The sequence below is a fragment of the Algoriphagus faecimaris genome, from assembly GCF_900101705.1.
Taxonomy (GTDB): domain Bacteria; phylum Bacteroidota; class Bacteroidia; order Cytophagales; family Cyclobacteriaceae; genus Algoriphagus; species Algoriphagus faecimaris.
Genome location: NZ_FNAC01000024.1, coordinates 24,903 through 49,892 on the forward strand (window position 1 = coordinate 24,903; position 24,990 = coordinate 49,892).

19 protein-coding genes are annotated in these 24,990 nt (G+C 42.8%); 13 read left to right on the plus strand and 6 right to left on the minus strand.

Annotation, left to right across the window (positions count from 1 at the left end; genetic code table 11):
- Positions 1 to 4: 4 nt before the first annotated feature.
- From BLQ57_RS12970 to topA, 4 genes are all read right to left on the minus strand, one after another.
- Positions 5 to 1,129: a serine hydrolase domain-containing protein gene (locus BLQ57_RS12970; protein WP_087939935.1), complete on the minus strand. Its 1,125-nt coding sequence runs from the start codon at positions 1,127 to 1,129 to the stop codon at positions 5 to 7.
- Positions 1,126 to 2,475 (minus strand): flavin-containing monooxygenase, encoded by a 1,350-nt coding sequence (locus tag BLQ57_RS12975; protein WP_087939936.1) that lies wholly within the window; start codon positions 2,473 to 2,475, stop codon positions 1,126 to 1,128. The genes BLQ57_RS12970 and BLQ57_RS12975 overlap by 4 nt, the downstream gene beginning before the upstream one ends.
- A gap of 54 nt (positions 2,476 to 2,529) precedes the next feature.
- The gene (locus BLQ57_RS12980) at positions 2,530 to 3,222 is read right to left on the minus strand and encodes an SIR2 family NAD-dependent protein deacylase (protein ID WP_087939937.1); all 693 of its coding nucleotides are present in this window, start codon (positions 3,220 to 3,222) and stop codon (positions 2,530 to 2,532) included.
- Positions 3,223 to 3,283: 61 nt separating this feature from the next.
- Positions 3,284 to 5,608 (minus strand): type I DNA topoisomerase, encoded by a 2,325-nt coding sequence (topA, locus tag BLQ57_RS12985; protein ID WP_087939938.1) that lies wholly within the window; start codon positions 5,606 to 5,608, stop codon positions 3,284 to 3,286.
- Positions 5,609 to 5,763: 155 nt separating this feature from the next.
- Here topA and BLQ57_RS12990 point away from each other — a divergent pair, with 155 nt between their 5' ends.
- On the plus strand, positions 5,764 to 6,231 hold the full coding sequence (locus BLQ57_RS12990; RefSeq protein ID WP_169712754.1) for a SixA phosphatase family protein: 468 nt from the start codon (positions 5,764 to 5,766) through the stop codon (positions 6,229 to 6,231).
- Between the two features lie 49 nt (positions 6,232 to 6,280).
- Here the strand turns inward: BLQ57_RS12990 and BLQ57_RS12995 are convergent, their stop codons facing one another.
- Positions 6,281 to 8,818 (minus strand): M14 metallopeptidase family protein, encoded by a 2,538-nt coding sequence (locus BLQ57_RS12995; RefSeq protein ID WP_087939940.1) that lies wholly within the window; start codon positions 8,816 to 8,818, stop codon positions 6,281 to 6,283.
- A 135-nt stretch (positions 8,819 to 8,953) separates the two neighbouring features.
- On the opposite strand from BLQ57_RS12995, the gene BLQ57_RS13000 reads away from it, so the two are divergent.
- The 12 genes from BLQ57_RS13000 (at position 8,954) to BLQ57_RS13055 (ending at position 24,253) form a co-directional block, all read left to right on the plus strand.
- Positions 8,954 to 9,715, plus strand: a complete 762-nt coding sequence (locus tag BLQ57_RS13000; RefSeq protein WP_394331269.1) for a 3-keto-disaccharide hydrolase — start codon at positions 8,954 to 8,956, stop codon at positions 9,713 to 9,715.
- A 167-nt stretch (positions 9,716 to 9,882) separates the two neighbouring features.
- Positions 9,883 to 11,226 (plus strand): Gfo/Idh/MocA family protein, encoded by a 1,344-nt coding sequence (locus BLQ57_RS13005; protein ID WP_087939942.1) that lies wholly within the window; start codon positions 9,883 to 9,885, stop codon positions 11,224 to 11,226.
- A 275-nt stretch (positions 11,227 to 11,501) separates the two neighbouring features.
- Positions 11,502 to 12,197, plus strand: coding sequence for a hypothetical protein (locus BLQ57_RS13010; protein ID WP_087939943.1), 696 nt, complete (start codon positions 11,502 to 11,504; stop codon positions 12,195 to 12,197).
- 184 nt (positions 12,198 to 12,381) lie between these two features.
- Positions 12,382 to 14,025 (plus strand): TldD/PmbA family protein, encoded by a 1,644-nt coding sequence (locus BLQ57_RS13015; RefSeq protein ID WP_087939944.1) that lies wholly within the window; start codon positions 12,382 to 12,384, stop codon positions 14,023 to 14,025.
- 15 nt (positions 14,026 to 14,040) lie between these two features.
- Complete coding sequence (locus tag BLQ57_RS13020) at positions 14,041 to 15,357, plus strand: TldD/PmbA family protein (RefSeq protein ID WP_087939945.1); 1,317 nt, start codon at positions 14,041 to 14,043, stop codon at positions 15,355 to 15,357.
- Positions 15,358 to 15,489: 132 nt separating this feature from the next.
- Positions 15,490 to 16,107: a DUF4159 domain-containing protein gene (locus tag BLQ57_RS13025; protein ID WP_087939946.1), complete on the plus strand. Its 618-nt coding sequence runs from the start codon at positions 15,490 to 15,492 to the stop codon at positions 16,105 to 16,107.
- 3 nt (positions 16,108 to 16,110) lie between these two features.
- Entirely contained in the window at positions 16,111 to 17,103 is a 993-nt protein-coding gene (locus tag BLQ57_RS13030) for an AAA family ATPase (RefSeq protein ID WP_087939947.1), read from the plus strand.
- Positions 17,093 to 17,959 (plus strand): DUF58 domain-containing protein, encoded by an 867-nt coding sequence (locus BLQ57_RS13035; RefSeq protein ID WP_087939948.1) that lies wholly within the window; start codon positions 17,093 to 17,095, stop codon positions 17,957 to 17,959. The genes BLQ57_RS13030 and BLQ57_RS13035 overlap by 11 nt, the downstream gene beginning before the upstream one ends.
- On the plus strand, positions 17,959 to 19,116 hold the full coding sequence (locus BLQ57_RS13040; protein WP_087939949.1) for a BatA domain-containing protein: 1,158 nt from the start codon (positions 17,959 to 17,961) through the stop codon (positions 19,114 to 19,116). Before BLQ57_RS13035 ends, BLQ57_RS13040 begins: the two co-directional genes overlap by 1 nt.
- Positions 19,113 to 21,287 carry a hypothetical protein gene (locus tag BLQ57_RS13045; RefSeq protein ID WP_087939950.1) on the plus strand — a complete coding sequence of 725 codons (2,175 nt, stop codon included), beginning with the start codon at positions 19,113 to 19,115 and terminating at the stop codon, positions 21,285 to 21,287. Before BLQ57_RS13040 ends, BLQ57_RS13045 begins: the two co-directional genes overlap by 4 nt.
- Complete coding sequence (locus BLQ57_RS13050) at positions 21,284 to 22,900, plus strand: hypothetical protein (RefSeq protein ID WP_087939951.1); 1,617 nt, start codon at positions 21,284 to 21,286, stop codon at positions 22,898 to 22,900. The genes BLQ57_RS13045 and BLQ57_RS13050 overlap by 4 nt, the downstream gene beginning before the upstream one ends.
- Positions 22,901 to 23,002: 102 nt before the next feature.
- Complete coding sequence (locus BLQ57_RS13055) at positions 23,003 to 24,253, plus strand: M14 family metallopeptidase (protein WP_087939952.1); 1,251 nt, start codon at positions 23,003 to 23,005, stop codon at positions 24,251 to 24,253.
- Between the two features lie 239 nt (positions 24,254 to 24,492).
- Here the strand turns inward: BLQ57_RS13055 and BLQ57_RS13060 are convergent, their stop codons facing one another.
- Positions 24,493 to 24,912 carry a hypothetical protein gene (locus BLQ57_RS13060; protein WP_087939953.1) on the minus strand — a complete coding sequence of 140 codons (420 nt, stop codon included), beginning with the start codon at positions 24,910 to 24,912 and terminating at the stop codon, positions 24,493 to 24,495.
- Positions 24,913 to 24,990 lie beyond the last annotated feature (78 nt).

Consider the following 24,990-nt stretch of genomic DNA (forward strand, 5'->3'; position numbering starts at 1 on the left):
CTCCTTAATGCTTTTTCTTGAGAAAAGGAATCAGCTGTTTTGCAAGGGTAATTCTAAATTCACGCTCATCTCGGGTATTGGATAGTATGACCAAGCCCTCCCCATTTTCGGGATCTACTACGAGTAAAGCGCTAAAGCCATTTTGAGCCCCAAAATGACCTAGGTAAACCTTCTCTTCCAATGGAATCAATTGAAAACCTGCAATTTCATTATTGTTGAGATTATTTAACCATTCTAATTCTGGCTGAAGTCTTCCCAAACTTCCACGGCTGAGTTGAATCAAGGCCTTTGTCAGATCTTCGGCAGTGGAGATCATTCCCGAGGAAGGATAGGGGGTGACGGGCGATCTAAAGGAATTTTCTTTAAATCGTTTCCATATCCAGGTTTTTTGGTAACCCTGAATAGGAGGGAGAGTATCTTTTTCAGATTTTAAAAAATAACTCTGCATCATACCCAATTCATTGCTTAAAAAATCATTCATCAATTCATCAAATGGCCTTCCGCTTACTTCTTCAAGGAGATATCCGAGTAGTTCAAAGTTAAGGTCAGCGTAGGTCTTGTCTTTGCTATCGCTGTACACCTTTTTCCTTGATAATTCCTTTTCTACATAGGTCTTCAAATCACTCTTTTTGTTCAAATTAAGAAAAGACGCTATGCTCTTTCTGTCCCTTAAGCCAGATTGATGACTCAATAATTCTCTTAAAGTGAGTTTATCCAGTCTTGGGTACTTCCTTACCAAATCAGGACTTAATTCATTCAGGCTGTTGCTGAGTGTGATTCCTCGCTCTGAGAATTGACGGGCAATTAGCAAAGCAGTGAAAATTTTGGAAAGAGAAGCGATATTGATACCGCTTTTAGCGGTTAAACTGTCTTTTTTCTCTAAAAAAGCATATCCAATAGAATGAATATAGTTGACTTCGGAGTTCTTGACTAGACCAACAGATAATCCCGAAAGCTGATATTGATTGAGGGTGCTGATTAGGATTGAGTCGATTTTTTCCGCTTGACTTTTTGCTTCCATGGGTACAGGAAGTATTAGTTTAGGATAACTTCTCCACCATTCATATCCTAGAAAAAAAAGGAAGAGTATAGCAAAAATGACAAGTATGAGCTTGAACGTGAGCTTCATTGTTCACTTTTTGAGGAAGAATGAAAAAAAGGAGCCCTTGAAGGACTTTTGGAAACATAATCCCTCGGAAGCTGCTTTTTTAAATCTTTGACAAACTGATGATAATCTACCGTAATCGTATGTCTTGGTGTGTTGATTTGTTTGTGATGTGGATTTTTTACCTCTTTTTCAGAAAGTTCATTTATATTTTTTGGTCTCTTCCAGCGACCAATGAGCTCCTGTGCCATCAGTTTGCTTTGTAATTCAGCACCAGGCCAAATGCAGCCCAATGGTTGAAACATCCCAATGAAATACAGGTTTTGATAGCTAGGGTGAAACATTTTCAGGTATAGTGGGACCGGACCTTCGCTGTAGTCGATAAAGTCAGCATCAAAAAAGGGATGACTTAGCCAATAGCCTGTACAGGCTACGATACTGTCATATTCCTCTACTTTACCGTCTTCGAAAACCACATTTTTACCATCGAATTCTTTGATATCCAATCGAGGTTTTACTTTTCCATGCCTGATTTTATGGAGTAGTTCATCATTGACAGTAGGATGGGTAGCTTGGAAGGATTCGGTAGCAGGTCTCAATCCATATTCCTCATTTTTCCCGACAATGATCCGAAGAAGAATCGCATTTAAAGCCATTCTAATCTTAGGAGGAATCCATTTACTTTTTTCGGCGACTGTATCTGATGGTTTACCGAAGAGGAATTTGGGAACGATGCGGTAACCTCGACGCCAACTGATGGCTGTTTTTTTTGAAACACGACTTGTTTCCACGGCCACATCACAGGCTGAATTGCCTCCTCCTATGACTAAAACACGCTTATCTGCAAAGGGAGCTGCTTTTTTATATTCGTGAGAGTGAATGAATTCTCCTGTAAAAGTACCGGGGTAGGAGGGGTATCTGGGTTTCCAGTGGTGACCATTAGCTACGACCAGGTGCGTGAAAATTTCTTCTTGAACTTCACCTGCTTTTTCAGTGGTGATTTTCCAAGTTTCTTGGTCTATCCATTCACACTTTTTTACCAGCGTCCCAAAGCGAATGAAGGGGTATAAATTAAATTTTGCAGCATAGGCCTGAAAATACCTTCTCAATTCATCATGCGAGGGGTAGTCAGCTACTTCCGGGTCAAATTCATCAAAAGTAAAATCCTCGTATTGCGAAAGGGTTTTGGATGAGATGATATGTGTGGTTTCAAACACACTCGAATGACTGCTGTCCTCCGAATAAATCCAATTGCCTCCGACATCTTGATTGATGTCCAGTGCGATGGCGTTGATTCCTTGGTCCAACAAATTCTTGAGTGCAGTGATTCCAGAAGGACCTGCACCGATGACCGCTACCTTTGGCTTCATAAGATGATTTTCTAAAGAAAATACAATTTATCTTTTTTAGCCAAATCAATCGACTTATTGCCTGTGAATAAGCAGATCTTTGACTTTTTTCATCCCTACAGTTGCATTTTCCTGTATGGATATGACTTTCTTGGGGAGTTTGTACTCGGGCTGTTTAGGGTCGATGAGGTAAATGGGACAATTCTCACCCACATAATCGAGCAAGCTTGCTGCAGGATAGACTTGAAGAGATGTGCCAATGACTAGGAAAATATCAGCCTGCTGAGTGATTTCTACAGCGTCTAGCATTTTGGGTACAGGCTCACCAAACCATACCACATGGGGTCTGAGTTGGCTTCCTTTTTCACACTTATCGCCTTTTTTGATCTCCCAATGGTCCATTTCATAGACTAACTCGGGGTCGAGAGAGCTTTGAGCTTTATTGATTTCTCCATGCAGATGCAGGATAGCTGATGATCCAGCACGCTCGTGAAGGCTGTCTATATTTTGAGTGATGATCTGAACATCAAAGTGCTCCTCCAGTTCAGCCAGAATTTTATGCGCTTCATTGGGTTGACATTCTCTTTCCTGCTTTCTGCGCTGATTGTAGAAGTTCAAGACCAATTCCTTGTTTCTTTCCCATCCCTCAGGGCTTGCTACTTCCATGATGTCATGGTTTTCCCATAATCCATTACTATCTCTGAAAGTATTGATCCCGCTTTCGGCGGAGATTCCTGCTCCGGATAAAACAACGAGTTTTTTACGCATCTGATTTTTAATTTTCCACTGATTAAAAATAAAAAAAGCCAGTCAAGGACCGGCTTTAGTTTTATTTCTTTTTGGAATATCTCCCGCCTTTTTTCTTAGGCTCGGGTTGATTTTCTATGATTTCGATAGTTTCCTCATAAGTCAATTCCTCCGCTTCCTTGTCTTTAGGGATCTTAAAGTTGTTTTTGCCAAACTTTATGTAAGGGCCCCATCTTCCGTTTAAGATTTGAATTTCAGGGTTTTCTTCAAAGCTTTTGATATGCTTTTTGGCATCTGCTTCCCTCTTGTCCTTGATCAGTTGAATAGCCTCTTCCTCCTCGATGCTGAGCGGGTCTTGCTCTTTTTTCAATGAGAAGAAATTGCCATCATGTCGAATATACGGACCAAATCTTCCTATGGCTGCTACCATCTTTTTGTCCTCAAACATTCCCACATCACGAGGCAGCTTGAATAATTCAAGGGCATCTTCAAGACTGATGTTTTCGATGAACTGACCTTTCTTCAAACTTGCAAACTGCTTTTCCTCGTCCTCTGCTTCACCGATTTGAACCAAGGGCCCAAATTTACCTAATCTGGCAATGATCGGTTTACCGCTTTGAGGATGATCGCCCAAGAATCTACTAGTATTGACATCCTGTCGGGAAATCTGCTCGGTATCCTCTACACTGTTATGGAATTTCCCATAAAAAGCATCAATCATGTCCTGCCAAACCTGACCTCCTGAGGCTATGTCATCAAATTCTTTCTCGACTTTGGCAGTGAAATTCACGTCGATGACATTTGGAAAATGCTCCACAAGAAAATCATTCACCACCATCGCGATATTGGTGGGGAAAAGCTTTTGTTTTTCCGCTCCGGTATTCTCTGTCTTGGTGCTTTCTTTGAATTTACCTTCGGAGATAATCATCTCCTGATAATTTCTCGGTGTTCCGTCTCTATTTTCTTTCACTACATAATCTCTCTTCTGAATAGTAGAGATAGTCGGTGCGTAGGTAGATGGTCGCCCTATGCCTAATTCCTCCAGTTTTTTTACCAAAGAGGCTTCTGTATATCTCGGAGCGGGACGGGTGAATGATTCTCGTCCTTTCATTTCCAATAGCTTGAGGGCTTGACCAATTTCCATGGGAGGGAGGAGAGATTTATTGGTGCTGTCTTCCTCTTCATTTTCATCATCGGTACTCTCCAGATAAACCTTTAGGAAACCGTCAAAGGTAATCACTTCACCATGGGCAGAAAGCGTCAACTCAGAGTTGGAAATAGTGATGGTGATATTTGTTTTTTCTAGTTGGGCATCGGCCATTTGTGAAGCGATGGCACGTTTCCAAATCAATTCATAAAGTCGCTGTTCGTTTCGGTCACTTCCGGCTTCTGCTTGTGAAAAATCAGTAGGTCGAATGGCTTCGTGAGCTTCTTGGGCGCTTTCAGATTTGGTGCTGAATTTCCGTGCTTTATGGTATTGGTTGCCAAAGTCCTGCTTGATCGCATCCTCTGCCGATTTCATGGCATCATCTGATAAGTTGACACTATCGGTACGCATGTAGGTGATTTTACCCGCTTCATAGAGCTTTTGGGCCACAGACATGGTTTGGGCTACAGAAAAATACAACTTTCTACTTGCCTCTTGCTGCAGGGTAGAAGTGGTGAAGGGTGCTGCCGGAGACTTTTTAGCCGGTTTTTTCTCTAGGTTGCCAACAGAGAAGTCTGCCTGGAGACAATCTTTCAAAAATGCCTCTGCTTCTTCTTTGGTGGCGAATTTTTTTGGAAGTTCGGCTTGAAAGCTTTTTCCATCTGTCTCAAATTGTGCTGTAATTCGGAAAGATGACTTCGCTTTGTGCGCTTCGATTTCACGTTCCCGCTCTACGATGAGACGCACGGCAACGGATTGTACCCGGCCTGCTGAAAGTCCCGTTTTGATTTTTTTCCAGAGTACGGGAGAGAGCTCAAAACCCACTAGTCGGTCTAAGATTCGTCTCGCCTGTTGGGCATTTACTAAATCATAATCAATTCCTCGAGGGTTTTCAATTGCTTTGGTGATTGCATTTTTGGTGATTTCACGGAAGACTATCCTCTTGGTGTTTTCGTCCTTAAGGTTGAGAACCTCTTTGAGATGCCAAGAAATGGCTTCTCCCTCGCGGTCATCATCACTCGCCAGATAGATGGTTTCGGCATCCTTGACTAGATTTTTGAGGTTTTTGATGACCTCTTTTTTATCAGCTGTGACTTCGTAGGTTGGCTTAAAACGGTTTTTGATATCAATGGCTTTATCGCCTTTAGGCAAGTCCCGCACATGACCATAACTGGAGGCCACTTTAAAATCTTTACCCAAATATCCTTCTATGGTTTTGGCTTTGGCTGGTGACTCGACTATAACTAGATTTTTTGACATAAAAAGCAAGAGTTGATGAGCTCGGGGCTCGTTTTGAGAAGCTAAAAATAGAGGGCATTGTTTTCACCTCCAAATAATTGCTTCAATGGATGTATTTGAAAGAGGTTATATTGGCCTCCTATTTGCACTTTACTTTGAAATTAAACCAGCTACAAATGAAGAAGTTATTTCTCTTACGACATGGAGAGGCAGGTTTTGGGGAAGATACGGATTTTAATAGGAGTTTGACTTCTAGAGGAAAATCTTCCGTACTAAATGTTGCCAAAACCCTAAGAAAAACGCAAGAATCCATCGATTTTATGTTTTGCTCCTCGGCAAAGAGGACTTTAGAAACCGCGGAAATATTTGAAAGCCAAGTAAAAATAGTAGAAAGAAAAAACAGTGATAGAATCTACTCGGGAGATCTCGCGGATCTTATTGCTTTACTCGAAACGCTTTCAGATGAGGTGAACAGTTGTTTGATCGTAGGTCATAATCCCACCATCAGCCTGTTGCTATCTCTTCTGTCTGAAAGTAATTACCTCAATATGCATCCCGGAAATTTGGGTATTATTTCTTTTGAATTCGATAGTTGGAAGTTAATCAGTCGAGGGTCGGGGATTCTTGAGGAAATGATCTCATAAAAAAAGAGGCTACCTTAATTCAAAGCAGCCTCTTTTTCAATTTTTAAACTTAGTTCATGCTGTTCCCAAAGAAAATAGCATTGAAAAAGAGTTTGTTGGTACCAAACCAAGTTCCTCTAAAATTAGGACTGTCAAAGAAGTGAATGACTCGGCCTCTGCCACTGGAGGAAATCAAAACACCAGCACTTTGCTTCAATAATTCCAAGTTGGCATTCGAGATATACCCTCCCAAATGCGGATTTTCCGTATAGCGAATAGGCGTTAAGTATTTGTTTTTGCTAGGCTGTACAAATATGGAAGTGTTTCGGTACACTGGGAGAGTTTCTCGCTGATAACCATAAGCAATAGGATGGCTAAGATCCAACTGCGCCAGATAAATACTCCCTCCAACTTCTTTAGCCCCTTCGAAATCTCGACGAACGGCAAAGGGTAGGGTCTCAGGATCATTGTTCTCAGACTCTACAAGTGATTCATCGGTTATTCCCTTTTGATTAAGCCAAAGGCTTGCATTCTTAAAAGAGATGATGGTTCCTCCGCGACTGACCCAGTCTTTCAAATGCTCCAACGCTCCTCCTGAGATGCTGTTATAATTTCCTGAAGGAAGAATGAGCGTAGTGTAGTCAAAGAGGTTTACTCTTCCGAAATTATCCGTATTCACTTTGGTAATGGGCATACCTATTTTGGTGTCCATCAGATGCCAAATCTCTCCCGCTTCATAGGAGGAAACTCCAGGACCTACAAGCATAATGACTTTAGGTTTTTGAACTGCTCCCACGAGATTAGATCCCAAGTCTATTCCACTGAGGTTTAGCCCTGTTTCTACTTTGAAAACTTGCTGATGGGTTGCTGAAGCGATTTCCTGTAATTTTTGACTGACTTGATCTGCGCTCATTTTTTGAAAACCCATTGGGATCATCAAGGTGCCGGCGGAGAAATCAGTCGCCCCTTCTTGGGTTTGAGCGCTAAAGGCTCTGTTGATCATTTCCACATGAATTCCAGCTTCCTGAAGCTGATAGAGCATTTTGGGGGCAAAATAATCCGACCAATCCATTAAGTAAGCATAAGCTTTTCCCGAAGGAAATTCATAGTCAGGGGCACTTACTTCTGAAAGTACTGCCCCGGTTTTTGCTGCGGGAGCTGCACTAAAAGGTATCCCATAAGCAGCCGCCATGGTCCAAGCAGAGGCATCGTAAAAGACAGAATCTGCAAATTCCTTCTCGTATTCAAACATGGTGCGGACCATGCGGTATTGGGGCTGATTGGTAGGGACTACCCAAGAATTTCCTTTTTTGAAATTTTGACCATTTAGGGTCAAATCAGATGAGTTTTCATAAACTTTGATTCTATGATCAAGAAGAAATTGAATGAAAAGGCGGTTTCTGCTTTGATCAAATTCATCTCCAAAAACGTAATTTTTTGCGGGATCCTTTGCACCCTCAGCCACTGCAGATTCGAAAAATTCACGAAGGTAATCGTGCATAAATTCCCGATTATCCAGAGAGGCTTCAAGAGTCGCGAGGGAATTAACCACGTGATTTCGGATAGTAAAGGCAAAGGATATGTCTCCCCGCTGACTGGCTTGCAAATGCCCTCGGCTACTCGCTGTTTCGAACACGAGTCCTAAGCCGCCGTGGATATCCGGATAGGTAGATCCATAGCCTGGGTAGCTGTTATCAAAGACCTCTTTGGTCCAATATAGACTGCCAATTTCATCCATGTATTTGGCAAAATATTTGGCAAAAAGCGGGTTGATTTCATCATAATTTTTTCTGGGAACCACAGGGTTTTCCGAACCATAGGGTTTGGTAGGTTCAAAGAAATAGGTGCTATTGGTGCCCATTTCGTGAAAATCAGTCGTCACATTGGGATACCATTGATGATACCAGTCGACTTTCACCTGAGATTCGGGATGGGCCAAAGGAAGCCAATCTCGATTTAAATCAAACCAATAGTGGTTGGTTCTTCCACCTGGCCAAGCCTCATTGTGTTCTCTATCAAGGGGATCAGCCACAGGAGGGAATCCTTTATTGGAATTTGCCCATAGACTATGTCTGTCCCGACCGTCAGGATTAAGCGTAGGATCAAAATGCACCACAGCTTGTTCTCGAAGATTTTGTGCCAATTCTGATTGGGAGGCGAGCAGCCAGTACGCGGTCAAAAGCGCCGCTTCGGCTGAGGAAGGTTCATTTCCATGTACTCCATATCCCAGATGAACAATCGCCGGCATTTGACTCACATCAGGCTTTGATTGTGAAGGATCCGCAAGCTGAACCTGCTTTTGACGGATAGACTCTAGGTTTCCCATATTTTGGGTGGAGGCAATGGTTAGGATGACCTTAGGGCGATGCTCATGCGTATACCCTATGGTTTGCAATTGAGCGAGCGGAGAGACCTCATCCAGCTTTTCGTAATATTTGACGATCAAATCGTATCGCGTATGCCAATCTCCCACAGGGTAACCCAAGAAATCATCAGGTGAGGGGATAGCTGGGTCAAAGCTTTCTCCGGGAAAATAATAGTCGACCTGTGAGAATGCGGGAAATGCGGTAATCCAGGCTAATAAGAGTAATAGGTATTGTTTTTTCATAGATTGAAATTTTTGGAAATTTAGGAAAGACTAAGGCTTATACAATTAAAAATCCATCAATGGTTTTTTGATTGAGGACTTTTGGGTTTAATTTATTGCTTTAAATTCTCAATCCTAAAAATTTATGGTATGAAAATGATTCAAAAACCCATTTTAACCCTTTTCCTTGTCAGCGCTGTTTCTTTCTTGGCCTGCGCTCAAGAGCAGACTCCTCCACCATTGCCTCCACAGGCCACTGAATTTTACACACCTGTGCCTCCCAAAATAACTCCCGGAGCTCAAAATCATCAAGCTCCATCAGATGCGATTGTACTCTTCGATGGTAGTAGTTTGAATAATTTTGTGTCTTCTAAAGACGGATCTAGCCCTGCTGAGTGGCAAATCGAAAATGGAGAGTTGGTTGTGACTGCCGGAAAGGGAGATATTCAGTCCAAATTGCCTTTTGGTGATGCTCAATATCATGTCGAATGGTCCGCCCCTACAGAAATCAAAGGAGAGGGTCAAGGAAGAGGCAACTCGGGATTCTTTTTGATGGGGATGTATGAGGTGCAGATCTTGGACAGCTACGAAAGTAAAACCTACACTAATGGTCAAGCAGGTTCCATCTACAAGCAATACCCACCTTTGGTTAATCCACTTCGAGCCCCTGGAGAGTGGAATTACTACGATATCATTTTCAAAGCACCGAGATTTGATAAAAACGGCTTGCTTACCTCACCGGCAACTGTCACAGTCTTGATTAATGGTATAGTAGTACAAAACAATGTCATTCTAAGAGGACCTACTGAGTACATCGGCATTCCAAATTATAAAGCACATGCCGAGGAGCTTCCGATCAAACTTCAGGATCATGGAAATCCGGTCAGATTCAGAAATATCTGGGTAAGACCTTTGTGATTTACGAGTTACGAATGACGATTTACGATATTTAAATCAGCCTCGGATACCTTATTAAAATTGACCCGAAAAAGGTCGAATTGAGTAAGTGAGAAGGATGGTTGCCATTCACCAACTCGTAAATCTGAAATCGTAAATTTTCCACTAACCTATAACCCATAAAACCTATGTCATCTCGAAGAAAATTTCTACAAAATACCATGCTGCTCGGTGCGGGACTGAGCATGCCTACAGTACTTACTGCTGCTGATTTTGGAGCATTTACCCGAAAAGTAAAACCTTCTGATCAACTCAACTACGGGGTTATCGGCTGTAAAGGGATGGGATGGTCCAATATGAATGCCCATCTCAAAATGCCAAATGTCAATTGTGTTGCCTTGGCTGATGTGGATCAGGCGGTTTTGGATCAGCGGACAGAGGATGTATTCAACCTTCGGGGAAGCCGTCCCAAGCAATACAAAGATTATCGCAAAATGCTGGAGGACAAGGATATCGATGTCGTCATCGTAGGTACTCCTGATCATTGGCATTGCCTCAATATGGTCGATGCAGTTTCTGCTGGAAAGCATGTTTATGTTGAAAAGCCCATTGCTAATACCATCGAAGAGTGCCAACTCATGGTCAAGGCCCAAGAGCGCTATGGAAAAATAGTACAAGTAGGGCAGTGGCAGCGTTCGGGCTCCCAATACGATGAAGCAATCAATTATGTGAAGTCTGGAAAACTAGGTCAAATTCGACTGGTTAAATGTTGGGCCTATCAGGGTTGGATGAAGCCTGTTCCAGTATTACCCAATGGTCCCGCCCCAACAGGTGTAGATTACGACATGTGGCTAGGACCTGCCCCAAAGCGGGAGTTTAACCCTAATCGTTTTCACTTTAACTTCCGATGGTTTTGGGATTATGCAGGGGGTTTGATGACGGATTGGGGAGTTCATGAGATTGATATTGCACTTTACGCCATGGGAGCAAGTGCTCCGAAGTCTGTGATGGCCTCAGGTGGTAAATTCGCCTACCCGGACGATGCTTCGGAGACTCCGGATACCCTTCAGACGGTGTACGAATACGATGGATTCAATATGCTTTGGGAGCATGCGACCGGAATAGATGGAGGGAATTATGGATCAACAGAGGGGATTGCTTTCATAGGAAACAATGCCACTCTGGTAGTAAATCGTGGAGGTTGGAAGGTCATTCCAGAGACAGAGACCGTAGACGGTCAGCGTCAGCCTAAAGTAGAGGAGGTGCCTCATACCCGTCCGGAAGGACCGAGTGCCTTGGATCTGCACGCAGTTAACTTTGTAGAGTCCATTCAGGAAAACGATGTCAGCAAATTGAAGTGCGGTATCCAAACCGGTTCTGTAGCTGCCATCAATGCCCAAATGGGAAATATAGCCTACAAAACAGGTAAAAAGGTGTATTGGGATGCTGGTAAAAATCAATTTACAGATTCAGATGCCAATGACTTGATGAAGGCCCATTATCACAATGGATGGGAATTGCCAAAGGTCTAAGATTATCTCGAAAAGCGGCAATGAGAACCAAGGTCATTAAGTATCCTTGACAGGAGAAAGCAAATTTATTATTAATGTACTTTAGACGAGCCCCCTGATTAGTTTCGGAGGGCTTTTTTTATTCAGATGTTTTGATTTAGATATAGAAAAGCTCCAGAAAAATATAAACCAAAAGATCCTTTTAAAAATCGGTATATTCCTTGCACATAGAATGATTAGGACGGATCTAGTTTAGAAAAATCCAACTATTATTAATCATTTAAATCATCCACGCTATGAAAAAAATACTTCTCAGTGGTGCAGTGCTTTTTCTACTTTTTGGAGAAAACCTAGCCCAAACAGTTTCTGAAAAATTGACTGAAGATTGTAATTACGACTATCAAAAGGTGACCAAAGAAGACAATTCTGTTCAGCCTTGGCAATTCAAAGAGGGATTTCAAAGGGATGAAAGTTATTTACCTTCCAGTGAAATCGTCCTTGCAGAGCGTTTTGAATTGCCAGCAGGTCCCTCGGGCTATACTACAGCGATCGGGGTAAGAGGAGGATATACTTCTGGGGTTACTTTTAAGCATTTTGTAAATAATAAAGCTGCGATTGAAGTGATTTTGGGAGCAAGCAGATGGAGAGGAACTTCTCTCACAGGAATTTACGAATGGCACAAGAAAGGCGCATTGGAAGTTTCTGAACTGAGTTGGGTCTATGGCTTTGGAGCAAGAGTGGGTTTCTTTGATGGCAGAGATTACTATGATGGTTATAAAGGCTCTTGCAATGACCCCCGAAACCCAAAATGTGCGGCTTATTGGGACGGGAGGTCCTTTGCAGCCATCGGTTTGGTAGGAATAGGAGGCTTGGAATACAAGTTCCGGGATGCCCCGCTGACCATAGGCTTAGATTTGATTCCGTATTTCTATTTGCAGCATTATAGAGGCAATTTCATCGATGGCAGTTTGTCCGTTCGCTATACTTGGTAAAAAATATTCAGTTTTAAAGAGTCGATTCCTATCGGCTCTTTTTTTTAAATCTCCCTTTCATAAAGCTTTTCGCAACCAATTAAATTGTTTTCTCACCACTGTAACAATCCCATTGAAAAAAGTAAAGAATAGGGTTACTTTTAAAGCTAAGAGTACAACTATTAACCAATAAACTAGCGATCCATTGAAAAGAAGAGATTTTATTCATCTTTCGGGCTTGGGATTAGGGGCTATGATGGTCCCAAGTCTTGCGGCCTTTAGTCAGCCTGTTTCTGCGGAGCAACTCATCGCTCCCGGCATAGACGTGGCTACCAAAAAAATGCTGGCTGATGTAGCACTAAACACCACCAAAAGCCTCGGTGCCACTTATACCGATGTGCGTATAGGTCGATACCTGCAGCAGTTTCTTTTTACAAGAGAAAAAAACGTTCAAGGAATCACCAATGCCGAGTCCTTTGGGGTCGGCATCCGGGTCATTGCCAACGGTACTTGGGGCTTTTCTGCAACATCAGATGTCAGCCCTGATGGGATAAAAAAATGTGCCGAAACAGCCGTAGCTATTGCAAAAGCAAATTCCAAACTTCAAAATGAACCCGTAGAACTCGCTCCTGTGCAGTCTTATGGTGAGGTAAGTTGGAAAACACCCATCGAAAAAAATGCCATGGAGGTTCCGGTAAAAGATAAAATTGACCTGTTACTTTCTGTAAATAATGCAGCTTTGGATAATGGTGCCGCTTTTGTCAATTCGGCACTTTTCATGGTTAATGAGCAAAAATACTATGCTTCTTCGGACGGCTCCTACATTGATCAGGATGTACATAGAATTTGGCCAAATTTCACGGTGACAGCAGTTAACCGGCAGGAGGGATTGTTCCGATCCAGACAGGCACTCAGTGCTCCGATGGGCATGGGCTATGAATACTTGGACGGACGCGAGGCTGAGAAATTCATGAATCCTGCAGGGTTCAACAGCTACAGAAATAGCTACGATATGGTAGAGGATGCTATCGCCGCCGCAAACCACGCCAAGGAGAAACTGTCTGCAAAATCGGTACTTCCCGGTAAATACGACTTGATGCTGGACCCTGACCATCTTGGTTTGACCATTCACGAGTCAGTAGGTCACCCGCTTGAGCTCGATCGCGTTCTGGGCTATGAAGCCAATTATGCTGGGACAAGCTTTGCGACTTTGGACAAGTGGGAGTCCAAAGACTTTAAATACGGCTCGGATAAGGTCAATATCATAGCGGATAAAATTCAGCCCAACTCCTTGGGAAATGTAGGCTGGGATGACGAAGGAGTCAAAACCAAAGAATGGGATTTGATCAAGGATGGAGTATTAGTCAACTATCAAGCTATCCGAGATCAAGCCAAAATTATCAATGAGCCAGAGTCCCATGGATGCTGTTTTGCGGACAATTGGAGTTCGGTACAGTTTCAGCGAATGCCTAACGTTTCTCTGAAGCCGGGTGCTGAAAAGATGAGCCCTCACGATATGATTAAGGACATAGAAAAAGGTATTTACATTCTTGGCAGAGGTTCGTATTCCATCGATCAACAGCGCTACAACTTCCAGTTTGGAGGACAGCTATTCTACGAAATTAAAAACGGTGAAATCGCAGGAATGCTCGAGGATGTGGCTTATCAATCCAATACTCAGGAGTTTTGGAACAGCTGCTCTGCGATCTGTGATAAGGATGATTATCGTCTATTTGGATCTTTCTTTGATGGAAAAGGTCAGCCTTCGCAGGTTTCTGCCGTGTCGCACGGAAGTTCCACTGCCCGTTTTGACGGAGTGAATGTAATCAATACAGGTAGAACCATTTAATTTTAAATCAACATCATGGCTATACTAACAAGAGAAGAAGCTAAAGCAATCATAGATAAGGTACTCTCCTATGCCAAAGCGGATGAGACGGAAGTAACCCTCAGCGGTGGGCGTACAGGAAATATCCGATATGCTAGAAATACAGTAAATACGAGTGGTGAAACCAATGAGCTGGGATTGAGCATCACGTCTGTTTTTGGAAAAAAATCAGGCTCTACCACGATCAACGAATTCGACGACGAGTCTCTTAAGAGAGCTGTGGAGCGGGCAGAAGAAATTGCCAGACTAGCTCCCGAGAATCCTGAATACATGCCTATGCTAGGCCCTCAGAATTATGGAGCCTCAAGGACATTTTCCGAATCCACTGATGCCATTAATCCTGAGTATAGAGCTCAGCTGGCGATTGATTCCATCACTCCCTGTCGAGAAAATGACCTGACTGCTGCAGGCTATTTGGAGGATTACTCCGGTTTTGTAGCAACTGGCAACAGTAAAGGACTTTTTGGCTATAATCAATCCACTTCGGTTGATTTTACCGTGACGGTCAGAACTGCAGACGGAACAGGCTCAGGATATGCCGGAAAGGATTTTAATGACGCCTCCCTACTCAAAGCAGGTTCTGTGACCAATGTGGCTGTTCAAAAAGCCAAAGCCTCTGTCAATGCACAAGCTATCGAGCCAGGAAAATATACCGTCATCTTGGAGCCCATGGCGGCCAATGATTTGTTAAGGCTCTTGGGGAATGGATTGGATGCTCGAAGTGCAGATGAGGGAAGGAGCTTTATGAGTAAAAAAGGTGGAGGCACCCGATTAGGAGAAAAGCTCTTTGATGAGCGTGTCAATATTTATTCTGACCCAAATCATCCTGATATTCCGGCGGCTCCTTGGTCGGGAGACGGCTTACCTTTGGAGCGAACCAATTGGGTGGAAAATGGAGTCGTAAAAAATATGTTTTACTCCCGATATTGGGCAGAAAAGCAAGGCGTACAGCCCGTGCCGAGACAGCGTGGTTTGATTTTCGAAGGGGGTGACCAATCCCTTGCGGATATGATTAGAAATACCGAAAGAGGAGTTCTTGTGACGCGCTTTTGGTACATTAGGGCCGTAGATCCACAGACCTTACTCTACACCGGTCTGACTCGTGATGGTACCTTTTACATCGAAAATGGTCAGATCAAATTCCCTGTGAAAAACTTCCGCTTCAACGAGAGCCCTATCATCATGCTCAATAATATCGAGGCATTGGGTAAGCCGGAGCGAACCAATGGTAATATGATTCCTCCGATGAAAATTAGAGATTTCACCTTTACCAGTTTGTCAGACGCTGTCTGATATCATCGAAAGTCTTTTTCTAAAGTAAGTGGTAAATCGTGAGTAATTAAGCTTGAGTAAAATCCAGCCCTACTTACTTTTTACCATTTACTTCTTTCAGGGAAAGCACTTACACCAGTTTCCAACTTAACCATGACTCCTTTCTTCTTTACAAGAATTAAATATAATTCAGGTAATTGGGATACCGATCAGCGCATGCCGTCCAATTTGATGCATAGCTTGGTGGAGTATACGACTATTCCGGTGGACGAAAAGGAGCGAATTATAGAGTTGTCCAGTGAAGAACTTTACAAAAGTCCCTTCTGCTATCTCAGTGGGCATAAATTGGTTGAGTTTTCTCAGGAGGAAAGACGGGTGTTTAAAAACTATGTGGAGCGTGGAGGTTTTGTCTTTGTAGATGATTGCAATCATGACATAGATGGCCTTTTTGCCAAATCCTTTGAGGAAGAAATGTCCCGAACTTTCGATCCTCAGGCGCTCCAAAAAATCCCCAATGATCACTGGATCTATCGCTGTTTTTTTGAGTTTGAAGATGGGCCTCCCACTACCTCATTTGAGCTTAACGGATGGGGGGATGATTTGGTCCATGATTACCTCAAGGCCATCGAGATCAATGGTAGGATAGGGGTGCTCTACAGTAATAAAGACTATGGCTGTGAGTGGGATTACGACTTTCGAAATAAGCGTTTCAATAAAATTGACAATACCCGATTTGGAGTGAATATCGTGGTATATGCACTAACCCAATAGCATTTGGAAACTGAATTAGTTAAATATAAAGCGCTGGTGGACAAGCTTCCACAGCTTAAGAAGGAAATCGCCAAGGTCATCGTAGGTCAGGAAGAGGTATTGGATGAATTGATCATCACGCTGCTGGCAGGAGGTCATTGCCTTTTGGAGGGCGTGCCCGGTCTGGCCAAAACATTGATGGTGAAAACCCTCTCAGAGGTGATGGAATTGAGTTTTAAGAGGATTCAATTCACACCGGATTTGATGCCGGGTGATATCATTGGTACAGAAATTCTCGAAGAAGACTATAGTACAGGCAAGAAGTTTTTTCAGTTTAGCCAAGGGCCGATTTTTGCCAATATGGTGCTGGCAGACGAAATCAACAGAACACCTCCCAAAACGCAAGCAGCACTTTTGGAGGCCATGCAGGAGAAAAAAGTAACCTATGGAGGAAAAAATTATGCTTTGCCTGATCCTTTTTTAATCATAGCTACGCAAAACCCCATCGAACAGAGTGGAACTTATCCGCTGCCTGAGGCGCAGCTGGATAGATTTTTACTCTATATCAAACTAGGATATCCGAGCGAACAGGAAGAGCTTGAAGTACTGGAAAAAACCACAGGAAGCTATCAACCCAAAATCGAACAAAAGATTTCAGCCGAAGAAATCTTAGCCCTACAAAAGCTCACTAGGGAGGTTCATTTGGATTCCTCCTTGTTGCATTATATCACGAGATTAGTCAGAGCAACTCGTCTGGAAAACACGAGCATTCCAGAAGTCAAAAACTATGTGGAATGGGGAGCTGGAACACGCGCGGGTCAGGCTCTGATTTTATGTGCCAAGGCTCGGGCTTTGCTGAAAGGCCGGTTTGCAGTCGTTCCAGAAGATATCCACTATTTGGTTTTTCCTGTGTTGAGGCATAGAATTTCCCTTCACTTCAAAGCAGAGGCGGAGCAGCTAGATACCGATTTTATCATTCAAAAGCTCGTAGAACAGGTTCCTATTCATGCCAAGTAATTTGGAAATCATCAAACTCAGAGACCTTCGCCTTGCCGCTAGATTGATCAGTGAGCAATTGCGGCAGGGGGTTCATTCGGGAATCCGGGTGGGAGTGGGGAGTGAGTTTGAGCAATACCGACATTACAATCCTGGAGATGATCCCAAGCGGATTGATTGGAAGTATTTTTCCCGATCGGGAAAATACATGGTCAAGGAATCCACCACCGAGACCAATTTGAATGTCAGTTTGATCTTGGATCTATCTGGCTCGATGAATTATGAGGAGGATGGTTTTTCCAGACTTGATTATGCCAAAAACCTACTGGCCTCCTTATCCTATTTAGGGTTTTTACAGGGAGATGCCTTGAGTTTTTTTACTTTGAAAGAGGGCGAATTTCAGAGAAAAGTCGCTCCTTCACCTAAAAGTTTTCAGCGGATACTCTATGAATTAGATCAAGCAGTGGCGGGAGGTTCATGGCCTTTAGATAAGGCTATGCCCAAAATTGGACTGGATAGAAATCGCGAATTAATCATATGGGTCTCTGACTTTCTTCAAAAAAATGAAGAGTGGGAAAACTTGGTCAAAAACTTTAGTCACCCCCGCAAAGAACTTGTCTTGGTTCAACTATTAGGAGCACAGGAGCTTGATTTTCAACTGGAAGGAAATCTGATCTTTAGGGATTTGGAGTCTGGACAGGAGCTGGTTCAAGATGGAAAGACGGCCCAAAAAACCTTTAGAGCTAATTTTAAAAGTTATTTGGATCATTTGGCTAGTAGCTTTCAATTACCTCAGGTACAATTGATCAGTGTGTCCATGGAGGAGCATTTGGCGGAAGTGGTCCGACTGATTCTAAACCGTAAAAGGATTGCCTGATGGAATGGATTCAGCCAAGTTTGCTTTGGGGACTTTTGGGAATTGCAGTTCCGATTCTGATCCATCTGTGGAATGGCAAAAGAGGAAAAGTAATCGCTTGGGCAGCCACTGCATGGCTAAACCCAAAGGAAGCTCAGTCTAGCCGCTCTATTCGCTTAGAGCAGCGGCTGCTCCTTTTACTTCGGGTTTTGCTTTGGATGGCCATTGTCAGCTTATTGGCAGGCTTGTTTTGGCGGGGTCTGGAAAGTACTAAGACCGCTCAAATAGTCCATTTGGTTTTTCCTCAGGAGCAGCTGAGTTCTGAATTTCGATTTGAGCTGGAGCAGGCTTCCCAAAAAGGAGAAACTGTCTTTTGGCTAACGGAGGACTTGCCGGCTTATGCAGAAGGTAGAATTCCCGAACCGAAATTTGAGCCAAAGAAGTTGCAAAATTACTTTGATCAGATCGATCGGAAGGTAGACTCCATCCATATTTATGCTCAAGGAACTCAGCTGGAATTTACTCAGGCTGCGTATTGGCTTCCAAAGTTCCCTCAATTTCATCTTGCTGAGATTGAAGTAAGCCCATCGGATGACTACGTTTTTGACTTGGATTCCACCGAATTTTTAGGTTTTGATAAGGAAGGTGTTTTGAGAAAAATGAATGGAGAAATCCAATCAAAACGAAAACTCAAGTCAATTATCCCTTTTTACTTTTATCCTATGGAAAGCGAAAAAATGGCAAATCTTAAAGCCGCTTTGAAGGCTATAGAAGAGGTGTATGGATTGACCTTTGCCGAGAGAGATTCGATAGCTGCCACCTTTTTGTTTTCCGAAAACTTACGGCCAATTGCCTCAAATAAATTTCTTTTTATAACTGGAAATCAATTCAATACATTAAATGATCAAAGTTTTACATTAAGCTATTCGGGAACCTTGACTTGGGAGGAATTGCTCAAAAAAGGAATCCTGCCGGAACGGATTTTAGACCCTATGATTAGGCACTTGGCTGGTGCTCAGCAAGAATTGAAAATCAGTAAGAATCAGTTGAGTGAGAAATTTTATCGCATTCCCCAAAACCAACAAGCCAAACTAGCCAATACACACGAATTGTTGTTGGTCCTTATTGTCATATTGTTGGGCCTGGAGCGGTTTTTATCTTTCAGAAAAAACTTGTGAAAAAACTTCAAGCACATATCGCCTCCATTGAAAAGCAACTGACGCTTAGTGCTTGGTTAAAAGCTATTTTAATTAGTCTTTGCCTCAGTCCATTTCTATTTTTTTTGGGTGGACAGCCCCTTATTATAAGTGCTATTTTAGGATTCCTTACTGTTCTGATCGCTTACGGTTTGGGTGCTTTTAAGGATCAAAGAAAAAGAGCGATTCAAGTCATCCATCAGCAAGCGGGTAATATGGAATTTAGTTTGGAGCTGTTGGAAAAAAAGGAGTTGAGTATCGCGGATAGACTTCAATTGGAGCGTATTTCACAGCAAATCCCTCCTAAATTGAGCGTATTGGGCAAGGGACTTCTGCCGTATTTCTTGGGCTTGCTGGGAGTTTTGCTACTTTCTTTGGCAGTAAACTTTTGGCCTGGTGGAGCTAAAAATGTGAACCAAGAAATTGAAAGCAAAGCGCATACCCCGACTGAATCTGTAGACAGCACTTTGCCTGTATTTCTAGAGTCTAGTGAGGTTTTGATTCAGTCACCGCGGTATACGCAGATACCGGACAAAAGCCAAACTGACTTGAATGTCAAAGCCATGAAAGGGGCTAGGCTAACTTGGAAATTGTCTTTTCAATACGCTGAAGAAGTTCAGGTCTTTTTAGTGAATTCCAACGGAGAGCGATTGGCCTTCGAGGGTGGCCCTAGCTCTTTCCAACTGAAGGAAGAATTACTCAACTCAGGTTTGTACTCCATTCAGGCATTTCATGACAGTGTTTCCATTTTTCAGTCTGATTTTTATACTCTAGAGACCATTCCTGACCTAAGTCCTGAAATCCTGCCGGAAGAGCAAGAGCAGTATCAATTCTTTTTCCCAGGAAATAATCCAAAGATTGACCTGCGAGCGCTGGTTTCGGATGATTTTCAAGTGAATCAGGTGGAGATAGTGGCTACACTGGCGAGAGGAAGAGGTGAGAATGTAAAATTCAGAGAGACTCGTTTTTCTATAGAAAGCAGTCCTTTTCAAAAGAAACGAACTGGGATGGTTTTGGATGTTTCGGCTTTGGATTTTCAGCCGGGAGATGAGCTTTATTACTACTGGACTGCCGAGGATAATAAGCAACCCGAAGCCAATCAATCTCGAACGGATACTTACTTTATCAAGTACTTTGACGAAAGTGACGATAGCGAGGAAGCCTTGGCCGGCATGGCTATCAATGTTTTGCCGGATTATTTTAGAAGTCAGCGACAGATAATTATTGATACCGAAAAGCTGATAAAAGAGCAAGAAACCCTTTCTGAGAAGGATTTCAACTTTCGATCTAATGAAATCGGCTATGATCAAAAGCTACTTCGGCTTCGCTACGGGCAGTACCTAGGGGAGGAATTTGAATCCAATGCCGGTGGAGGTCAACTGGAAGGGGAAGAAGGGGATTTATTGGCTGGCTACATGCACTTACACGATCAGGAAGGGGAGCATGACCATGATGAGAAGCCTTTGGCAAATCCCAATGAAAGTCACAGTCACGAGGAAGAACATGTCGAGGAAACGGGTATAGAAGGCTTGCTTTCGGAGTATATGCATGCACATGATTCGGAGGAAATGAATACCTATTACGAGCAGAGTACTCGGGGAGCACTGAAGGCAGCACTTGAACAAATGTGGCAAGCAGAATTGCATCTGCGGCTATTTGAACCGGAAAAGGCCCTTCCCTTTGAAAACAAAGCCTTGGAATTGCTGAAGGCTGTGCAGCAAAAGTCCAGAGTGTATATCAAGAGAACCGGTTATGACCCGCCACCTCTGAAAGAGGAAGATATCCGATTAGGAGGCGATTTGGATGACTTGGGTTATAGGATTCAAAAAGAGCTGAGAGACTTAGATCAGCAACTTGAACCTTTGGCTTCGTCAGTTTTAGGCTTCTTGCTGAAAAATGAGTTGAGTGCTGATGAAAAAGAAGTCATACAAGATTTGGGATCCTTATGGTCCGAAAGAATGCAGTATAGTGAACTGGAGGACTGGAAATTGCTTGGCTTTTTGCAAGAATTGGAGGTAGGAAAACTGGACAAAGAAGGACAAAATTACCTTCGGGAAAAGCTTTATCCCTTTGCCAAAAATTACAAGACCGTAGATGCTTCATACCTTTCGTCGCAGGCTTTGAAAGAGGCTTTTCAAAAGAATAATCGATGATTTTTGAATTCGAACCTATAGTCTCTTGGACCTTTTTGACGGTCCTCTTTTTTCTCCTGCTTGTGGTGGGTCTACTGCCCATTTATTTCTATTGGAGAAAAGGACTTCCAACGCAACGACTTCTGATCAAAGGGCTTCTTTTTCTGGCTTTTGTATTCTTTTTTTTCTTAACCCTGCTGCAGCCTGGTTGGGAAAAGGATGAAAATCAAGACCCTGTTTTGGTGTATCAGGACGGACTTTCTCTACAGTTGGTGAGCGAATGGAAGGATAGTTTGCAGGTCGCCAAAGTCGTTCCCATATCTGATTTTAAAAGGCAATCTGACAGGGTGATTTTGCTGGGAGATTATTTTAAAAGAGAGGACTTGTATGCCCTTAGAGAGGTGGACTTTGATTGGGTTTTTCCGGAGAGCAATGGATTGATTAAGGAGATAGCTTGGAAATCTTATCTGAGAAAAGGAGAAAGACAAAAAGTTGAATTAGCCGTCTATACGGATCAAGAGGATCATTTTCTCCACCTTGCTGAGGTGGCAGCGGATTCCGTTTTATTGAAAAAAGGATGGAACTGGGCCGAGTTGGGATTTGAGCCTAGGGGCCTTGGAAGAATAGAATTGCCCCTACTTTTAGTAAAAGATACCTTGACCCATTTAAGGTTTTTTGTGGGAGAAACTAAACCCAAGCGCTATCATTTTCAAATGGGATTTCCAAGTATGGAAAGTAGAACCTTGAGCACTTGGCTGAGGCAAAAAGGAGAAGCAGTCTCCGAGCAGGTTCAGCTTTCACGAGATACATTTTTAGAAAGCGGAGAAGAAAGGGACACTTTGCAAATTCAAATCATCGATCCCAGCCAAATCAATACAAAAGCAATTCAAGAATGGGTAAAGAACGCTGAGGGCGCGCTGATTCTGATGCAGGTTTCAGAACCTGTTTCTCTTGCTAATGAGGTGAATCGTCTTTTTGGGACAACTTTTGAATTAGAGAGAAGCGGGTCAGAAGTGAACAGACAAGTTGACTTGGGGGTCAATGCCTTACCCTACAGCTGGAAAGATAAATCGGGGCAGACGAGGCTTTATGATCAAAGCGTCGCCATTCAAAATTCCGGTGGAGTTCAGATAGCCATAAGTTTGATAGCGTCCACTGCGGAGCTGATTTTGGAGGGTAAAGAAGCTACTTATGAATCCTTTTGGGGAGGACTTTTGGGTCAATTAGAGCCTGAGGAAGATTTCTCTCTTTACCAGAGTGCCCCGGTATTTCGAGGCTTGCCTACTCACTTTGAGTTGATGCAAAGGGATAGCTTTCCAGAATCCTGGGAGATAGGAGTGGATACTATTTTTTTACAAAAAAATGCGATTAATCCCTTTCAGCGAAGTGGGAATTGGCAGCCTACAGGGCAGGGATGGATGAATTCAGGGGATGATTTTTCAATCTATGTTTTTAATCCTGAGGAGCTCCCGACGGTTTACACTTCAGCTATGGTGAGAGCTCAGCAATTGGACAATCAGTCTTCAGGTGAATTTTCTACTCCAAAGACTCATAAACTATCCGATTGGATCGGTCTGATTGGAATGTTGGTTGCTTTGGGATTGATCTGGCTGGAGCCAAAGTGGAATGCTTAAGCAGGCATTCAATTATGGATTTGGTGGTTGCCTGAGGCCTTAGGTGCTAAAGGGAATCCCTTGTGAATAGGGGAGGTTCTTTATTTTTTTGTAAATTCCAAGATGAAGTATCTAACCCCAACTTTACTCTTCCTAGTTTTTCTTTCCTGTAAATCACCTCAGCAATGGTCCGGTCAAGGCCCGATTGAGGTCGTTCCCACGGAGGATAGGCCTATTGAAAATCAGCCTTTTCAAGACTTTGATTTGGGAGATGGGTTTTTTATTTCGAATAAAATGGAAGGGGGCCGATTGAGCGATGCCACTCGAATCAATGATTCCTTGGTTGAGGTGAAAATTTTGCCTGAAAATCAACCCATTAACCCCAGTCCTTGGTACGCATTTAAGGTTTGGTCTGAAGAGGAAAAGCAGATGTGGATTCGCCTAACTTACCCTACCACTGGTTTTCACCGCTACTACCCTAAGATCAACAAGCGTGGCTTGTATTATAAAAAACTGGATTCGGCGGCTTTTCATCCTCATCCTAAGCTTATGGAGGATGGGAGAACACGGATTGAATTTGCCGAGGCTAAAGTTTGGGTAGGTCCCGATACGCTTTGGATAGCTGCACAGGATTTTGCAGGAACGGCCTATGTAGAGCGCTGGAAGTCCAAAATGTTAAAAAATGACTTCGTCGAAAAGATACAAATCGGAACGAGTAAAGAAGGAAGACCGCTGGAAATACTGAAAATCGGAAAGTCGGATGACCAAAAAATGCTCATGGCCATTAGTTTGCAACATCCCCCTGAAATCCCCGGTTTTTTGGCCTTGAAAAGCTTTGTAGAAACCCTCTGTGAGGACAGTCCCGAGGCCAGGAAATTCCGAAGCAAATACAATCTCTACGTCATGCCCATGATGAATCCTGATGGGGTGGCGAGAGGGCATTGGCGTCATAATGTGGGTGGGGTGGATACCAATCGAGATTGGGTAAACTTTAATCAGCCCGAACCCAAAGCTTTGGCAGATTTTATGGAGAATAAAGTAAGCGAAACAGGAGGTAAGTTCATCTTCGCTGCAGATTTTCATGCCACTTGGGAGGATATTTTCTATACGATCAATGAAGACTTGGAAGGAAATCATCCCGGTTTAATTCCAAAGTTAATTCGTCGATCATCTCGAAAAATTCCAGGCTATGAGCCCAATATCCGGCCTTCTGAGGGTTTGGAACGCGGAGTGACCTCAAGTTCCTATTTCTTTTTTGTTCACGGTGCAGAGGCGATGACATTTGAGGTAGGTGATGATACGCCTAGAAATCTTATCCGGCTAAAGGGAGAGACTACGGCTAGAGAATTGATGCGGATGCTGAATAGGAAATAAAAAAACCGATCCTTCTATCACCCCTGAAGAAAGATCGGTTACTAAAAAAGTGTCTTAACACCGAGTTAAATCTCGATTACAAACCTAAATTAAAAGATAGAGCAAACTCTTCCTTCACTTTTGTATAAGCGTAGGCTTTCAGTGAATATTCGTAGTAAAAATGAGGATATTTGAATTTAGCTCTTCAAAAAAAGGATCAATCAGCTTAAATTATATAAGCTATAAGAGAATTAATTGGATTATGAGCCTATCTCTGTTTCTTGAATGAAATCCGACGAGGAGCTCAATGCAAGGTTCAGATTCAGTTTTTCTCCAGCTATGCTGATACTTTCAATACCGATATCGAAGGGAATAGCTGGGTTTTTCTCTCGTAAAAGTTGAATAAAATCGAGATGGATTTTGGCATTTTTCTTATCCCAGACGATGCCAGTTTTCTCCAAGTTTCCGAAAAATTTCACCAGTTGATTGACCAAAAAGGGAGTGTTGTACCTGATGCAAAGGGAACGCTCAGAGGTACGCTCGATATGACATCGCGCCGAGATAAAAACTAGGGCGTTTATTTGAAAAGAATTGTCCTCGAGCAACTTGATTTTTATGTTCTTTTTGGTAAAAGATCTAGCTAAGGTGTTGAGTTCGGATTCATTGAATTGGATTTCCATCTTTCTAAGAAATTAAAAAACCGGTTAATTCGTTCATTAAGAACGAAAAACCGGCCTATCAAAGCAAATAATCTTACT

Bases quoted from the DNA above. Each gene is read 5' to 3' on its own strand.
- BLQ57_RS12970 (WP_087939935.1), bottom strand. From the start codon at position 1,129: ATGAAGCTCACGTTCAAGCTCATACTTGTCATTTTTGCTATACTCTTC.
- BLQ57_RS12975 (WP_087939936.1), bottom strand. From the start codon at position 2,475: ATGAAGCCAAAGGTAGCGGTCATCGGTGCAGGTCCTTCTGGAATCACT.
- BLQ57_RS12980 (WP_087939937.1), bottom strand. From the start codon at position 3,222: ATGCGTAAAAAACTCGTTGTTTTATCCGGAGCAGGAATCTCCGCCGAA.
- topA (WP_087939938.1), bottom strand. From the start codon at position 5,608: ATGTCAAAAAATCTAGTTATAGTCGAGTCACCAGCCAAAGCCAAAACC.
- BLQ57_RS12990 (WP_169712754.1), top strand. From the start codon at position 5,764: ATGAAGAAGTTATTTCTCTTACGACATGGAGAGGCAGGTTTTGGGGAA.
- BLQ57_RS12995 (WP_087939940.1), bottom strand. From the start codon at position 8,818: ATGAAAAAACAATACCTATTACTCTTATTAGCCTGGATTACCGCATTT.
- BLQ57_RS13000 (WP_394331269.1), top strand. From the start codon at position 8,954: ATGATTCAAAAACCCATTTTAACCCTTTTCCTTGTCAGCGCTGTTTCT.
- BLQ57_RS13005 (WP_087939942.1), top strand. From the start codon at position 9,883: ATGTCATCTCGAAGAAAATTTCTACAAAATACCATGCTGCTCGGTGCG.
- BLQ57_RS13010 (WP_087939943.1), top strand. From the start codon at position 11,502: ATGAAAAAAATACTTCTCAGTGGTGCAGTGCTTTTTCTACTTTTTGGA.
- BLQ57_RS13020 (WP_087939945.1), top strand. From the start codon at position 14,041: ATGGCTATACTAACAAGAGAAGAAGCTAAAGCAATCATAGATAAGGTA.
- BLQ57_RS13025 (WP_087939946.1), top strand. From the start codon at position 15,490: ATGACTCCTTTCTTCTTTACAAGAATTAAATATAATTCAGGTAATTGG.
- BLQ57_RS13035 (WP_087939948.1), top strand. From the start codon at position 17,093: ATGCCAAGTAATTTGGAAATCATCAAACTCAGAGACCTTCGCCTTGCC.
- BLQ57_RS13040 (WP_087939949.1), top strand. From the start codon at position 17,959: ATGGAATGGATTCAGCCAAGTTTGCTTTGGGGACTTTTGGGAATTGCA.
- BLQ57_RS13050 (WP_087939951.1), top strand. From the start codon at position 21,284: ATGATTTTTGAATTCGAACCTATAGTCTCTTGGACCTTTTTGACGGTC.
- BLQ57_RS13055 (WP_087939952.1), top strand. From the start codon at position 23,003: ATGAAGTATCTAACCCCAACTTTACTCTTCCTAGTTTTTCTTTCCTGT.
- BLQ57_RS13060 (WP_087939953.1), bottom strand. From the start codon at position 24,912: ATGGAAATCCAATTCAATGAATCCGAACTCAACACCTTAGCTAGATCT.